This is a genomic window from Ligilactobacillus apodemi DSM 16634 = JCM 16172, from assembly GCF_001434405.1.
Classification (GTDB): Bacteria; Bacillota; Bacilli; order Lactobacillales; family Lactobacillaceae; genus Ligilactobacillus; species Ligilactobacillus apodemi.
The window spans coordinates 1-14,175 of record NZ_AZFT01000053.1 but is presented as its reverse complement, the minus strand read 5'-3'; the positions used below and the strand labels follow the sequence as shown (position 1 = coordinate 14,175).

Here is a 14,175-nt window from a genome sequence, read left to right as displayed (position 1 = left end):
AATTAGCGTGTTAAATATTCTACGCCTAAGCGTTCCAATAACTCTCGTACCGGTAAAGCGTATAATTCTTTGAATTTTTCTGCTTGGTCTTTTTCAAAATTAGGTAACACAAACGAATTTTGTCCATCAACTTTAAAACGTCCAATATAAGCTGATTTAAAATGCAAATTATCTTGCCAAGGAGTGTGATAAAACTCAAATAAGACGCTGGTTTCTAACCGTAATTGGCGGGCACTCAAAACTGGAGTCAAAGTGATAAAGTCGTTTAATTGCATGGATAACAAGTGCCAAGTCACTAATTGTTCATCAAATGCTTTCCATAAACGAACGACTCCCCGCCGAATTTCAAAAGCTGTCTCCAATTTTTTCTCAGTCATCACGGCAAATAACTTTTGCGCTGCTGCAAGCGAGACGGGATATAATTCGGTCAATTTCGGTAACACTATTTCAAGTTTATCGGCAAAAAAGACTAAAGCATCAAGTAATGTTACCGTCCGTAAAACCATCCACTCATCTCGTTTATCTTTAGGTTCTGGTTTTAAGACCGCTAAGATCCCTTTTAAATAAAGACCTTCTAGTTCTGGCGTCACAAAACCTAACTCACGCTGACGAGCGTATACCTTAGTGTGCAAAACAGTGTCATATAAATCGACACCAGCTAACATAAATTTGTGATCACGCTCAACTTCACCAGTAGTTAAGTTAAACGCCACTTGCGGTGTTTGTTCAAACATCAATAAAAAGTGCAATAGTTCATGGGCGATCGTGTAATCAGCTGCCGTCGTATCATAGACTTCAACTTTTAATTTTCCCCCATGTAAATAGTGTTGTGCTTGATCATGCCGTAAATATCCCACCGGGTCATTAGGTTTAACTTCAATTTGGACCCCGGCTGGAAATTTTTCTTCAACTTGCTTGATCAAAGCTTCAGTTGCTGGTGATAGTTTCATTTCGTTCATTACTTATTTCCTCTGATTTCTGCTAAAATTTGTTGCGCAGTTGCTGAATCACGTGCTTTTTTGGCTAATATTTTTTCCACAACTTGCGAAACTTCTTGCGGTTTGGCACCAATAGAAACTGCCAAACTCTTTAATTGTAATTTCATGTGCCCTTTTTGGATCCCATCGGTCACTAAAGCATACAAAGCTGCCAAGTTTTGTCCTAAACCAACAGCAGCTACGATTTTTTCTAATTCTTTAGCATCTTCTAATTCTAATAACCGCTGATTTATTTTAACTAAAGGTACGATCGAAACCGAACCACCAACAGTGGCTAAGGGCAAAGGTAATTCGAGCTCACCGCATAATTTTCCACCTTTTAGTTTCCAAGTGCTCAAGCCCCGATACTGCTCATCTCGCGCTGCATAGGCATGTGCTCCTGCTTCAACGGCGCGCCAATCATTGCCACTAGCGATCACAACCGCATCGATCCCATTCATGATTCCCTTGTTGTGTGTTGTTGCTCGGTAAGGATCAAGCTGGGCTAACCGGCTAGCACTGGCGATTTTTTGGGCGATCTTTGCACCTGAGATCTCGCCTTTAGTTAAATTTTCTACTGGAAGCTCGCAAGTCACCTTGACTAAACATCTAGTTGCATAATTGGAAAGAATGCTGAGTAACACTTCTACTGCTAGTTCTTCTTCGAGATATTTAGCACAAGCTTCTAACATCGTATTTAACATGTTAGCGCCCATAGCTTCTTTAACATCGACCACTAAATCGACTGATAGCATATCAGGCGCTAAAATTCGCACATTTAACTCTCGTGCTCCTCCACCCCGTGAAACGATTGAAGGATGAGCTTCGTTGGCTAAAGTCAATAATTTATCTTGTTGTTGTTTGATTTTTTTTGCTAACGTAGGAGCGTCACTGACTTGTTCTAACACGATCTGACCGATCATCAAGCGTTCTTTGACCTGTGCCTTAAACCCACCGCTTTTTTTGACAAGTTGCGCCCCATGACTTGCAGCTGCGATTACTGATGGTTCTTCGGTCACCATTGGGATCAAATACTCCTTGCCATCGATCACATAATTTAAAGCTAAACCCTCTGGGAGCTGATACTGGGTCAAATAGTTTTCGATCATCGTATCGCCTAGTTCAAAATCTAACTCTGCTTGTGCGAGTTTTTCAACCTCAGCGGAAGATAATTTTTGTTGCTCTACTAAAATATTTAGCCGTGTTTGCCGATCTTTTTGATAATATTTACTAAATCCGTTCATATAAAATTCCTCAGTTTTCTTTTCAGTTGACTGTTAGACCCTTTTAGTTTAAGCATTATCGCCCTAAATTACAAGTGTCGCAACGCCTAAGCATAACGACCGTAGCGGATTTTTTCCTAAACAAATTCTCACGTCCAAGCCACATTTTTAGCAAGCGTATTGTATAATAGATTCAACGATACAATTGAAGGGATGGGGAAAAATGAAAAAATTTCCATTACTTTTACTCAGCGCCTTTTTAGGGCTTTTTTTGCTTAATTTACCGCTTCATACGATCCACGCTGAGTCGACTTTGACCATGGGAATTTTGACCAATGATCAACCTTACAGTGTCCAAAAAAATGGCAAATGGCAAGGTTTCTCAGTTGAGCTAGCCCAAAAGCTCGCAACTGAGTCTAATAAAAAAATCACTTTTAAAGCATATTCATCGACAGAAAAATTATCGACTGCCCTAAAAAGTGGCAAGGTTGATTTTATTTTAGGGGATAAAGCCAATTTTTCAACCGCATTTAAGAGTACTGAGTCTTTCTTATATCCTAAAAATGTGCTCTTTACCCGAACGGATGCTAAAGCTAAATCACTTGAAAAATTAGCGGGCAAAAAAGTCGGTTTACTCCAAACGGGTCAACAAACTGCTCTTTTAAAGCAATTAGGACTTAAACCGGTAAGCTTTGCGACTACAGCTGAGCTCATGGATGCTTTAGCTAATAAAAAAATCTCCGCCGCGATTTTAAATGAAGATACTTATCAGGCTTACTTAAAAGAGCATCCTGAATTGATCAAACCAGCTGCTGATGCAACCTCAGATCAAAAAGCAGCGGTACTTCATAAGATCAACGATCCTAGCATCTTAGCGCAATCACTTAGTTTGATCACTTATAAACAACCTAAGGTCCAAAAACTTTTAACGACTAGCTTAACTGAACTCCAAGATTCGAGTCAATTAACCACGCTTTCACAAAAGTACTTTGGCCAAGATCTTACAATAAAATAAAAAGGCAAACTCTACTTGGTAGAATTCACCTTCTTTACGATCTCCTAATTTACCTAGGAGATCGTTTTTTAATTATTTTGGAGCATTGAATACAATACGCCTTCACGAACGCCACTCTCAGAAAAAATAACTTCGTGAATACTTAGATATTCAATTAAAAATGCGATCGGGGTCAAACCACCAATGATAATATCTGCCCGCGCACCTTCTGGACCAAGGACGGCTTTGCGCTGTTCAAGGTCTAGGCCTAACCAATTGGTATACACATCTAAAAAGGCATACGTTGACATCGAAACACCGTGGATCTTAGTCAAATCAGTCTTGCCTTGCCGGATCAGCTCTTGTCTGGCAACTGTGCGACTAGCTCCTCCTAATAAGACTAACGGTAACCCTTTAGCTTCTAAGAGCCAAGGCAATTGACTAAATTTATAGTTTAAGAAACGCGAAAATCTAAAGATGTCTTGCGCCGTAATCGTTTTGGCAGCGTTAAACTTTTCGGTCAAACTGACGGCTCCATATGGAATACTGATATAGTTTTGCGCCCGCGCATTTTTGACTACGATCAACTCAAAACTACCGCCCCCCATGTCACAAATAACACAATCCCCAACATCTAGTGTATTTTTGACGGCTAAGTAATCATAATGAGCCTCAGCATTACCCGAAAGGACCTCGATTTCAATTCCGGTTTCATCTTTTACTTGTTGTAAAAATTCAGCACTGTTTTTAGCTTCACGTACAGCTGCAGTCGCAATCCCACGCACTTCTAAATTTGGCAGATCACGATACATCTTTTTAAATTTTAAGATTGCAGCTAGCGTCCGCTTGATCGCTTGTTCTTGTAAAACTTTTTCGCCCTTGTCTTGTCCCATTCCTTCAGCCAGGCGCGTCATTTCTTTAGCACGTTTGATTTCAACAAACTCACCTGTTGCAGTAATTTGATTGATCGACATTCGGGTCGAGTTAGAACCAAAATCCAACATAACTAAATTTTTCAATCTTAACACCCCAATTTATCAAAGTACCTATATTTTATCACATTTCTCTCACAAAATATTAACCACAAATTCGTTTACTTTTAAGGTTAGTCAAAATAGTTAACTCCGATGGCAGCGCGGACTTCGGCTAAAGTTTGTTCTGCGACTTCATTTGCCTTTTGACTCCCTGCTTTTAACATGTCATAAACTGCCGGAATATCCTTAGCAAATTCAGCCCGACGTTCGCGGATCGGTCCTAATTTAGCTTCCAATACTTCGTTTAAGTAACGTTTGATCTTAACATCCCCTAAGCCACCAGTTTGATAGTGTTCTTTTAATTCCACCACTTTTTGCTTATCGGAATCAAAAATATCAAGGTAAGTAAAGACCATATTACCTTCAATTTGTCCTGGATCTTCAATATGGATATGATTTGGATCGGTATACATTGACATGACTTTTTTCTTCAAAGTATCAGCATCATCAGCTAAATAGATCGCATTTCCTAATGATTTACTCATCTTAGCATTACCGTCTAAGCCTGGGAGACGTCCCGAGCCCTTAGGTGGGAAAACGCCTTGTGGTTCAACTAAAACTTCTTTGCCATAGATCGAGTTAAAACTCCGCACGATCTCACGCGTTTGTTCTAGCATTGGTTCTTGATCATCCCCCACAGGAACTAAATTAGCTTTAAAGGCTGTAATGTCAGCCGCTTGACTTACCGGATAAGTAAAGAACCCAGCTGGGATCGAACGTTCGAAATTCTTTTGCGCAATTTCAGCTTTGACAGTTGGATTTCTTTCCAAACGAGAAACGGTAACTAAGTTTAAGTAATATAAATTTAATTCCGCTAAAGCTGGAATCTGCGATTGGACAAAGATCGTTGATTTAGCTGGATCTAAGCCAACTGCTAAATAATCTAAGGCTACTTCGATCAGCGAGTTTTTGATTTTTTCTGGATCACGCGCATTGTCAGTCAATGCTTGTTGATCAGCAATCATAATGAAGGTGTCATATTTCCCCGAATTTTGCATCTCAACTCGATTTTTTAAAGAGCCGATATAATGTCCAATGTGTAATTTTCCGGTGGGACGATCGCCGGTTAAAATAATTTCTTTTGTCATGTTTAGCTTCCTTTCTATTACTGCATTTACGCAAAAAAACGCCCTAATATCAAATATTAGGACGAGTTACCGTGGTGCCACCTAAATTGCAAAAATGCCGCTCTTAAATATCCAATTTAGCTTCTCCAGGCATCCAATTCGCATTTTCTTGCATCTCTCAGCTTCTGATACATCTCTGTTGGTGAATCTGCTACTTTTTACCGTTCAACGAAGGTTACTTTAATTGTAGTGGAAGTTTAAAAGCCTGTAAAGGATATTTTCCTTGTCAAATGACACTTTTTAAAACACAATGATTATCTTGTAAGTATATCTGTAATATAATGGAGTTATGATTTTACGTAAGGAAGTGATGCTATGCGAGACGTCAACGAACATTTGAAAAAAGAATATGAAGATTGGGAAAAAGTCCAGCAAAACGAGTTGACCAAATTAAATTCGGCCATGCGCCATTTATTGCTCAATGTTTTTGCTTACCTGGCCATTTCGATCATCGAATGGATCTTAGCGTCAATGAGTCACTCCCAAACTCTACGTGCCGATGCCTTTAATAATTTGTCAGGGATCATCTCAACGGCTCTTTTGATGATTGGAATTCATATTGCCCGCGACATTGATGATGACGATATTGCTGGCGTTGTTCCTCTTCCCAAGCATAATTTACGCAAAACTGGTAACGATCAACGCGTCCAATTTACCCGTTTTCGTTACGAAACGATCTTTACGTTGGTCACCGGAATCGTCATGATCGCAATTTCGTTAAGTGTTATTATCAGTGGGATCACTGGGTTATTATCCCCAGATACACGCGTCATCCCCCAACCGATCGCCTTAGTCGGGGCGGGGATCGCAAGTGTGATCATGTTACTTGTCTGGTACTTTAACAAACGCGCTGGCCGTAAGCTAAAAAATGCTTCCTTGATTGCTTCAGCGCAAGATAGCCTAAGTGATGCTTTTACTAGTTTAGGAACTTTGATCTCGATCGCTGGTGCTTGGATCTTTAAAATAACTTGGCTTGATGGCGCGACAAGTATTTTAGTCGGTTTGTTTATTCTCTACTCGGGAGCACGGATCTTTATTGAAAGTAGCTTGAATTTAGCCGATTACTTCGATCCTCAAGCTGAAGACGATTTTCGCCAGACGATCAAAAATATCCATGGTGTAACGGCAGTTGATGAACTAAAAGCACACTATAACGGTAATTTAGTGACTGTCGATGTTGTCATTGTGGTCGATGCGAATATGAACGTACTTGAAAGTTATAACTTAGCCGAACATATCGAAAGTATCATGCGCGTTAAATTTGGGGTCATTGACACCGATGTCTCATTTTTACCGGATACTAAAACGATCACCTCATCAACGCAAAAAAGATTGCTTCGAAACCGACGGAAACACCGCAGATAAATTACTTTAATTTCACTACAAGTTAAGCTAAAATAAATTAACATTAAGAATCGAGGTGCTGCTTCATGAAACAACTGGAAACTGCAATTTTTGCAGGCGGATGTTTTTGGTGCATGGTCAAACCGTTTGATACTTATCCTGGAATACACAAGGTGATCTCAGGTTACACCGGTGGACATGTGCCCAACCCGACCTATGAACAAGTTTGTCAACAAAATACTGGACATACCGAAGCCGTTTTGATCGAATTTGATCCTACGATCGTAAGCTATGAAAAATTAGTTGAGATCTACTGGAACCAAACTGATCCGACCGATGCCATGGGGCAATTCCAAGACCGCGGTGAGAGCTATCGCCCCGTGATCTTTGTTAAAGATGAAAAGCAACGTCAAATTGCGGAAAAATCACGGACTGCCCTGGCTAATAGTGGCCGCTTTGACAAACCGATCGTCACTCAGATCGAAGATGCGCAACCATTTTATCCCGCTGAAGAATATCACCAAGACTTTTATAAAAAAGATCCTAAGCGTTTTGCCTTAGAAGAAGCTGGTGGACGAGAAGCTTTTATCCAAAAACACTGGCAATAAAAAAATCATCAAGCTGAGCTTATCAGTTTGATGATTTTTTATTAGCGTAAAATGTCGATCAAGTTCTTATTAGCTGCTTGGCGCGCCGGTAAAATCCCAAAGATGACCCCGACCGCAGTCGAAACTCCAAAGGCTAATAAGAAGGAATTAAGTGTTACGACCGCTTTAATGTTTCCTGGAATAAAGACCGCAATTCCGTTAGCTAAAAACCAGCCCAATACAAAACCGATCAACCCACCGCTGACCGTTAGCATGATCGCCTCAAGTAAGAACTGCATTAAAATATTGCGTGGTGTGGCCCCGATCGCTAAACGGATTCCGATTTCTTGAGTCCGCTCGGAAACTGAGATATACATCATATTCATGACCCCGATTCCCGCAATAAACAAGGAAATTCCGGCAATTGCGCTGATGAAAAGGGTCAAGGTATCCATAAATTTTGAAATTTGTTGCAAGACACTACCGATATCAAAATAGTTATAAGTTCCTTTATCCTTTGCGCTACCATTTTTTTCTAAATATTTGACAACTTTTTTTGTCACCTTCGAGGCATTTTGTCCCTTAGCGATCGTTAATTTGACCGCATTACCTTGACTTTTACTATTAGTATTCGCCGCAAAGACAACTTTAGGAACGATCACGTCGCCTGTCGTTGGATCTTCAGCTTGAGCATCTGCTTGCTGACTTGCTTCATAAACCCCCACAACAACATAATTGACATTATCAATAAACAAAGGGCTACCAATCGCCATAGAAATATTTTTATATTGTCGCTTAGCTAATGCTTTAGAGATCAAGGCTTGTGGTTTAGCTGCCGTAAAAGTCTGGGTGGTAAAGTTTTTACCCGCCACGATCAGATTTTGTGCGAGTGGCTCTTTAACGATTGCTAAATTGAGCATTTCAGTAGCCGAATTTCCGACTTGCACCGCACTTGTGATTCCTGTTGACGGATTATTAAATTTGGCACTAACGACCTTACCGGCAAAGTTTTGCTCGATCGCGATCAGATCTTGTTTGTCAAATCCAAACGTCTTACCATTATCAGAGACAAAATCAATTTCTGTCGTTTGTTGTCCACTATCAGTTGTCTTAAAAGTAGCGACCATCTTAGATTTTACACCATTTCCCAGTGCAATGATCGTAATAACGGCGGCGATCCCAATGATGATCCCGATCATCGTCAAAAAACTTCTTCGCGGATTAACCCGTAATGACTGCCACGCCGTTTTCAACAATTCTAAAGATTTCATTTTACCCCCCCTTACTTTGACGGTGCGTCTGATCTTCGGTCAAACGTCCGTCTAAAATATGCACTAAGCGATCTGCTTGTGCCCCAACGTTTGGATCATGGGTAACAATAATGATCGTCGTATTGTTTTCTTTGTTTAAGCGTTTAAACAAGGCCATGATCTCTTTTGATGTTTCACTATCTAAGGCTCCAGTAGGTTCATCAGCGATCAAAAACTTCGGACGCGTCACGATTGCGCGGGCGATCGAGACCCGTTGTTGTTGTCCCCCAGACAAGTTTTTCGGTAATTGTGTCTCATAACCTTTTAGACCGACTGCCTCTAAAACTTGCGCGACCCGTTCTTTAATGACTGCCCGCTTTTCACCGGCATAAAGCAGTGGTAAAGCAACATTTTCCGCAATCGAAACATTTTGGATCAGTTTAAAATTTTGGAAAACAAAGCCAACGTTGCGGTTACGTAAGCTCGAAAATTGCGCTCGCGTGTATTCATGGATCGGATGATCATAATAGTAATAAGTGCCTTCAAACTGGTCATCTAAAAAGCCGATGATGTTGATCAACGTTGATTTACCAGAACCAGATTGGCCCATGATCGCTAAAAATTCACCTTGTTCGATCTTTAAATTGATATCATGCAAAATATGATAGCTATTTGGACCTTGGATATAGGATTTATTGATATTTTTTAACTCAATCATTGGTCTCAACTCGTTTCCCATCTTTTAACTCACCATCCGGATCAACGATCACTCTTTGACCACTGGAAAGTCCGTCTGTCACAATGTAACTACCATTTGAAGTTTGACCAGTGACCGCAACTTTTTGAGCTTTTTTATTTACTACAATGTAAACATAACCATTCTTTACACTAGTAGCTGGAACTTGTAAGCCTTCTTGTGGGATCGAAATATTTAACGTTTGCCCAACCATAAAATCACCCGCATTCAATGGAGCCGTCACTGTATATTTAGCCTCATTTGCTTTGCTATTTTCCGCTGGTGTGGTCGCACGATAGTTGATTTGTGTTTCTTGTTTCTTTTTAGTCGCTAAACTTGTGACCTTAATTTGTTGTTCAAGTGAAACTTTGTTGTAATCATATTCGGAAACAGTAGTACTTGCTTGCAGTTCATCAGAAACAAGCGTTACGCTAGGTTGCCCTGTTTTGTCGTATTCAACCGTTACTGTCCCCGCAAATGGTGCGGTGACACTCCCATTTACCTTGGAATTTAACGTATTTAATTTATTTTGCGCATCAGTCACGTCAGCTTTTGCATCTTCTAATTGATTTTTTGCTGTTGTCACTTGCTCTTGGGCTTCACTATACCCTTCATCTGTAGAAGTTAATTTCTGTAATTGATTTTGTGCTTGTGTGAGTGCTTGTTGCTGTTGAGTCACTTGCCGTTGCGCCTTAGATAGAGCAGATCTTGCATCGGCTACTTGTTCTTCGTAGTCTTGGCTATAAGTCGTCATCACTGCTTGTCCTTGTTCAACATGATCGCCATTTTGAACCGTCACACTTTGCGCTTTTCCAGTATTAGGTACTAAAACTTGCGTCCGCACAGCTTGAACCGTCCCCGAATAAGTAAGTGGTTCGGCTGATTTTACCTTAACTGTCGTATAAGTTGTGGCTGTTTTTTCTGCTTTAGGCTTTAACATGCTATAGCCTAAATCACCCAACATTACAAGTACGATCAGACCGATCAATATTTGCCACCATTTGAAGCTTATTTTTTTCATATTTTCCTCCTTTTTGAAACCCCTTTATATCTTGTAGTATAACAGAGTGCCAATATGGGACACAATTAAAATTCAAACGTTTTCTTGTCCTTTATTGCTTGCACTGTATTTAATTTTCACCAATATTATATAGTGTATAATATTGGTAGTCAACTAATATTGTTAAAAATAATAATAAAAGAAAACTAGTTAAACACCTTAACCATATTTCTAAAGTTTAATGCTACTTGGCATGATCTTTATTTTTTACGGCAAAACTGGTTGAGTTATCAGCAAATTTATTTTGACAGGAAAGTAAAACTAAGTTAGAATTTAACGATACTGTTAGAGCTTCTGAATTTTAGTGTTAGACTATTATTTAGAAGCTTTTTGCACGCTTAATTTGAAAGGATGATTTTCTTGGATAAAGCTCGAGAATTGGAACAAAGACAGGTCGATTTCGTAGAAAAAGAAATTGATCATCAGCTCATTTTAAACGAACAAGAATATCAAAAAGCGCAACTCGAAACTTCACTGGTTGAAAAAAACTATGGGCAAAATGCCAAAATCAACACCTTTGAAGTTGATGATCAAATGGAAACAAACGCTGAAGTGCAACAACAAAAGCAATTAGTTGCCAAAAACTTGGAAAATGAAAAAATCTTAGCTCAACAAGTCGAGACATTAAAACAGCTAAAAGATTCACCTTATTTTGGACGGATCGACATCTTAGATCCTGGCGAAGATGAGCCTGAAACGCTCTATATTGGTACGGCTTCATTAGTCGATGATTCGCAAAATTTCTTGATCTATGATTGGCGCGCACCGATCTCATCGATTTATTACAACGGTACTTTAGGTAAGGTAACTTATGAAACTCCAATGGGTGAGCTTGAAACTACTTTGGAAAAGAAGCGTCAATTTACGATCTCTGGCGGAAAGATCATCAATATGTTTGATACTAACGAAACAGTTGGTGATGAAATGCTACAACAAGTTTTAGGTGAACATAGCGATGAATACATGCGCAATATCGTTGCAACGATCCAACAAGAACAAAATGATATCATTCGTGATACAAAACATGATCTTTTATTGGTGCAAGGAGTCGCCGGCTCAGGTAAAACTTCGGCAATTTTGCAACGAATCGCTTTCTTGCTATACCATAGTCGTGACAAGCTTTCCGCCGATCAAATCGTGTTATTTTCACCTAATCTGCTCTTTAGTCACTATATCTCAGAAGTTTTACCTAGTTTAGGTGAACGCAACATGCGCCAAGTTACATTGGCTGAATTTTTAGCACAACGCTTCCAAGGCTTAAAAGTTGAGACACTTTTTGACCGCTACGAAAAAGCAAAAGACTTAACTTCGCTCCAAAAAAAGATCCGCGCTCAAAAAGAAAGTGCTCATTTCATGGCACAGATTGAAGATTATCTAAAACAATTAAAGCCTACAGAAATTTGCTTTGCAGATATCACCTTAGATGGTGGACATATTTTCTTTAGTAAAGAAGAAATCACCGCAATTTATCAAGACTTGCCGCAACTAATGAAACCGGCACAACGTTTCCACGAAACAAAAAATATCTTGATCAAACGTTTAAACAAACGAATCAAATCAGAAGCCAAAAAAGACTATGTTTTAGCACAAGTCGATAATTTGACTGATGCCCAATATTATCAACTACTAGGCAATAAGCAACGTGGGCGTTTCCAAGCAATCGATGATGAGACTGACTTTTTAGCGCGCAAAATCGTTACCAAAAAATTTGAAGTAATCTATGATGCACTTTACAATAATTATTTTCTCGATATCTATGCGCAATATGAGCACTTTTTACAACAAGTTTTACCTACCGGAAATGCCAGTTTCAGCAATAACTTAGAATATCATCGTATTGCCCTAGAAGATTGTACTCCCTTGCTTTATTTGCGTGACCTACTGACAGGTAGTGGGCAAAACCAAGGAATCGCCCATCTCTTCATTGACGAAATGCAGGACTATACCCTACCACAATTGATATATCTAAAATATATCTTTCCTAATGCCAAACTCACCTTATTAGGCGATAGTGAACAAGCCCTTTTCAATCCGTTACAAACACCGCAAAAGTTGCTGACAACTTTAGAAACTGAACTTAAACCTAAATCAAGTCGGGTCGTATCTTTGAATACAAGTTATCGTTCAACTTCACAGATCACCGATTTTATGAAGGCTCTTTTGCCTGACGGTGAGACGATCCACTCATTTACACGAGCTGGAAAATTACCTAAAGTTATCATGACTGAAACAAACACAGAAGGCTTGTTAAGTTTAAAACAAGAGCTAACAAGTTTGCTAAAAACTAATGATACCGTTGCATTGGTCACTCAAAACAAAGAACAAGCTCAACAGCTCTTTGAACAACTTCACCGTGAATTTGAGACTAATTTATTAGGCAATGAAGATCGCTTGATTCCTAAGGGCGTCGTTATTTTGCCAATTTATCTTGCTAAAGGGTTGGAATTTGATGCCGTAGTTGCTTATGATATTTCAGCTAAAAATTATCCACTCGATCAATTAGGTGTTTTATATACGATCTGTTCACGCGCAATGCATGAACTTTCCTTGATCACAATTGGCGCTCCATCACCGCTTTTAGCCCAAATTCCTAATACTTCTTATCAACTAGAAAAAAGGCTTACATTAAAGTAAATTTTGCTTGCAAAACAATACTCAATCATATATACTATTTTATGTATTGAGTGATGCCATTTTAGCTCAGCAGGTAGAGCACCACCATGGTAAGGTGGGGGTCACCGGTTCAAGTCCGGTAAGTGGCTTATTATGAGTCCGTAATTAAGTTTACGGGCTTTTTTATTTTATGCTCAGATTTCATAATAAATGTTTTTTGGCCTTTGTTATATTAGTCCTATCATCCATAAAGAGGTGCTAATATGAAATATAATGATTCACTTACTGATCTTTTAGGCTATTTACAAAAAGAACCTAATAGTCTTGCTTTTCAAATTATTTTTCAAAAATATCGCCCAATGATCATTACTGTTATTAAAAAATTTAACCTTACTTCACATGATACCGATGATTTGTTTCAAGAAGCTAGCCTTGTTTGTTATCAGACAGCTTGCTCGTTTGACCCCAAGAAAACAGCGACTACTTATGGAGCTTTTTTTAAGCTCAGTTTAATAAACCATTGTCGGACATTGGTTCGGCAGGAAAATGCCCAAAAAAGAGAAGTCCAAAAGCATCTCACCTCCCTTGAAGGGCTTCTTGAGGTAAACGGTGATACTTTTTCGAGTAAAACTAAAGACCCCTACGAATTAGTTCAATTACATTTATTGTATGAGCATCTTCCCCAAATTCTTTCGCCACTAGAATATCAAGTGTTTTGTGCAAAAATTAATTGTCATAATACCGATGAAGTTGCACAGCAATTACATTTAAGTCGTTCTCAAACATATAATGCTTTAGCACGTTGCCATCAAAAAATAACTGCTTGGTGCCAGCAATAAATACAAATAAAAATGAGTTTGAAAATAATGTTTCAGTTTCAAACTCATTTTTATTTTATCGTTATTAATATTTTTGGTGGTATAAGTAAATATCAAGATACAAAAAAAGCAACCATATCTCTATGGCTGCTTTACTTGCATAGCAATGTCCTACCCTCGCAAGGGGCGATCCCCTAACTACTATCGGCGCTACAAAGCTTAACTTCTGTGTTCGAAATGGGAACAGGTGTGACCTTTGTGCCATCATCACTACACTAAGCGGAAGACGGGATTCGAACCCGCGACCCCCACCATGGCAAGGTGGTGTTCTACCACTGAACTACTTCCGCACAAACCGCGTGGCAACTTCCTACCCTCGCAAGGGGCGATCCCCTAACTACTCTTGGCGTGA

12 protein-coding genes, 2 tRNA genes and 1 rRNA gene are annotated in these 14,175 nt (G+C 39.3%); 6 read left to right on the top strand and 9 right to left on the bottom strand.

The window, feature by feature from the left end; all coding sequences use genetic code 11:
• Positions 1-2: 2 nt before the first annotated feature.
• Together FC32_RS05270 and FC32_RS05265 are read right to left on the bottom strand one after the other, a co-directional pair.
• Entirely contained in the window at positions 3-959 is a 957-nt protein-coding gene (locus FC32_RS05270) for a hypothetical protein (protein WP_025086457.1), read from the bottom strand.
• A complete protein-coding gene (locus tag FC32_RS05265) occupies positions 959-2,221 on the bottom strand; it encodes a hydroxymethylglutaryl-CoA reductase, degradative (protein WP_056957306.1) in 1,263 nt (420 codons plus the stop codon). The genes FC32_RS05270 and FC32_RS05265 overlap by 1 nt, the downstream gene beginning before the upstream one ends.
• 202 nt (positions 2,222-2,423) lie before the next feature.
• Between FC32_RS05265 and FC32_RS05260 the strand changes: the two genes are divergently transcribed.
• The gene (locus FC32_RS05260) at positions 2,424-3,215 is read left to right on the top strand and encodes a substrate-binding periplasmic protein (RefSeq protein WP_056957305.1); all 792 of its coding nucleotides are present in this window, start codon (positions 2,424-2,426) and stop codon (positions 3,213-3,215) included.
• Positions 3,216-3,283: 68 nt separating this feature from the next.
• Here FC32_RS05260 and FC32_RS05255 read toward each other — a convergent pair whose 3' ends face one another.
• Positions 3,284-4,213 (bottom strand): Ppx/GppA phosphatase family protein, encoded by a 930-nt coding sequence (locus FC32_RS05255; RefSeq protein ID WP_025086456.1) that lies wholly within the window; start codon positions 4,211-4,213, stop codon positions 3,284-3,286.
• 86 nt (positions 4,214-4,299) lie between these two features.
• Complete coding sequence (gene trpS, locus FC32_RS05250; RefSeq protein WP_025086455.1) at positions 4,300-5,316, bottom strand: tryptophan--tRNA ligase; 1,017 nt, start codon at positions 5,314-5,316, stop codon at positions 4,300-4,302.
• Positions 5,317-5,670: 354 nt separating this feature from the next.
• On the opposite strand from trpS, the gene FC32_RS05245 reads away from it, so the two are divergent.
• Both FC32_RS05245 and msrA read left to right on the top strand, forming a co-directional pair.
• Positions 5,671-6,720, top strand: a complete 1,050-nt coding sequence (locus FC32_RS05245) for a cation diffusion facilitator family transporter (protein WP_025086454.1) — start codon at positions 5,671-5,673, stop codon at positions 6,718-6,720.
• Positions 6,721-6,785: 65 nt separating this feature from the next.
• Positions 6,786-7,307, top strand: coding sequence for a peptide-methionine (S)-S-oxide reductase MsrA (msrA, locus tag FC32_RS05240; RefSeq protein WP_035459496.1), 522 nt, complete (start codon positions 6,786-6,788; stop codon positions 7,305-7,307).
• A gap of 41 nt (positions 7,308-7,348) precedes the next feature.
• Here msrA and FC32_RS05235 read toward each other — a convergent pair whose 3' ends face one another.
• From FC32_RS05235 to FC32_RS05225, 3 genes are read right to left on the bottom strand one after another with little or no spacing between them, the layout of a single operon-like run.
• Positions 7,349-8,557, bottom strand: coding sequence for an ABC transporter permease (locus FC32_RS05235; RefSeq protein ID WP_025086452.1), 1,209 nt, complete (start codon positions 8,555-8,557; stop codon positions 7,349-7,351).
• Position 8,558: 1 nt separating this feature from the next.
• Positions 8,559-9,254, bottom strand: a complete 696-nt coding sequence (locus tag FC32_RS05230; protein WP_025086451.1) for an ABC transporter ATP-binding protein — start codon at positions 9,252-9,254, stop codon at positions 8,559-8,561.
• Positions 9,247-10,293, bottom strand: a complete 1,047-nt coding sequence (locus tag FC32_RS05225) for an efflux RND transporter periplasmic adaptor subunit (protein ID WP_025086450.1) — start codon at positions 10,291-10,293, stop codon at positions 9,247-9,249. The genes FC32_RS05230 and FC32_RS05225 overlap by 8 nt, the downstream gene beginning before the upstream one ends.
• A gap of 390 nt (positions 10,294-10,683) precedes the next feature.
• Here FC32_RS05225 and helD point away from each other — a divergent pair, with 390 nt between their 5' ends.
• The 3 genes from helD (at position 10,684) to FC32_RS05210 (ending at position 13,784) form a co-directional block, all read left to right on the top strand.
• Complete coding sequence (gene helD / locus FC32_RS05220) at positions 10,684-12,966, top strand: RNA polymerase recycling motor HelD (RefSeq protein ID WP_235722420.1); 2,283 nt, start codon at positions 10,684-10,686, stop codon at positions 12,964-12,966.
• A gap of 55 nt (positions 12,967-13,021) precedes the next feature.
• Positions 13,022-13,094: transfer RNA gene (locus FC32_RS05215), tRNA-Thr, on the top strand.
• Positions 13,095-13,208: 114 nt separating this feature from the next.
• On the top strand, positions 13,209-13,784 hold the full coding sequence (locus tag FC32_RS05210) for an RNA polymerase sigma factor (RefSeq protein WP_025086448.1): 576 nt from the start codon (positions 13,209-13,211) through the stop codon (positions 13,782-13,784).
• A gap of 137 nt (positions 13,785-13,921) precedes the next feature.
• On the opposite strand, the gene rrf is transcribed toward FC32_RS05210, so the two are convergent.
• Positions 13,922-14,038: ribosomal RNA gene (gene rrf / locus FC32_RS05205) — 5S ribosomal RNA — on the bottom strand.
• A gap of 3 nt (positions 14,039-14,041) precedes the next feature.
• Positions 14,042-14,113: transfer RNA gene (locus FC32_RS05200), tRNA-Gly, on the bottom strand.
• Positions 14,114-14,175 lie beyond the last annotated feature (62 nt).

Excerpts from the sequence above, each read along its gene's own strand:
- FC32_RS05270 (WP_025086457.1), bottom strand. The coding sequence starts at position 959 with ATGAACGAAATGAAACTATCACCAGCAACTGAAGCTTTGATCAAGCAA.
- FC32_RS05265 (WP_056957306.1), bottom strand. The coding sequence starts at position 2,221 with ATGAACGGATTTAGTAAATATTATCAAAAAGATCGGCAAACACGGCTA.
- FC32_RS05260 (WP_056957305.1), top strand. The coding sequence starts at position 2,424 with ATGAAAAAATTTCCATTACTTTTACTCAGCGCCTTTTTAGGGCTTTTT.
- trpS (WP_025086455.1), bottom strand. The coding sequence starts at position 5,316 with ATGACAAAAGAAATTATTTTAACCGGCGATCGTCCCACCGGAAAATTA.
- FC32_RS05245 (WP_025086454.1), top strand. The coding sequence starts at position 5,671 with ATGCGAGACGTCAACGAACATTTGAAAAAAGAATATGAAGATTGGGAA.
- msrA (WP_035459496.1), top strand. The coding sequence starts at position 6,786 with ATGAAACAACTGGAAACTGCAATTTTTGCAGGCGGATGTTTTTGGTGC.
- FC32_RS05235 (WP_025086452.1), bottom strand. The coding sequence starts at position 8,557 with ATGAAATCTTTAGAATTGTTGAAAACGGCGTGGCAGTCATTACGGGTT.
- FC32_RS05230 (WP_025086451.1), bottom strand. The coding sequence starts at position 9,254 with ATGATTGAGTTAAAAAATATCAATAAATCCTATATCCAAGGTCCAAAT.
- FC32_RS05225 (WP_025086450.1), bottom strand. The coding sequence starts at position 10,293 with ATGAAAAAAATAAGCTTCAAATGGTGGCAAATATTGATCGGTCTGATC.
- helD (WP_235722420.1), top strand. The coding sequence starts at position 10,684 with ATGATTTTCTTGGATAAAGCTCGAGAATTGGAACAAAGACAGGTCGAT.
- FC32_RS05210 (WP_025086448.1), top strand. The coding sequence starts at position 13,209 with ATGAAATATAATGATTCACTTACTGATCTTTTAGGCTATTTACAAAAA.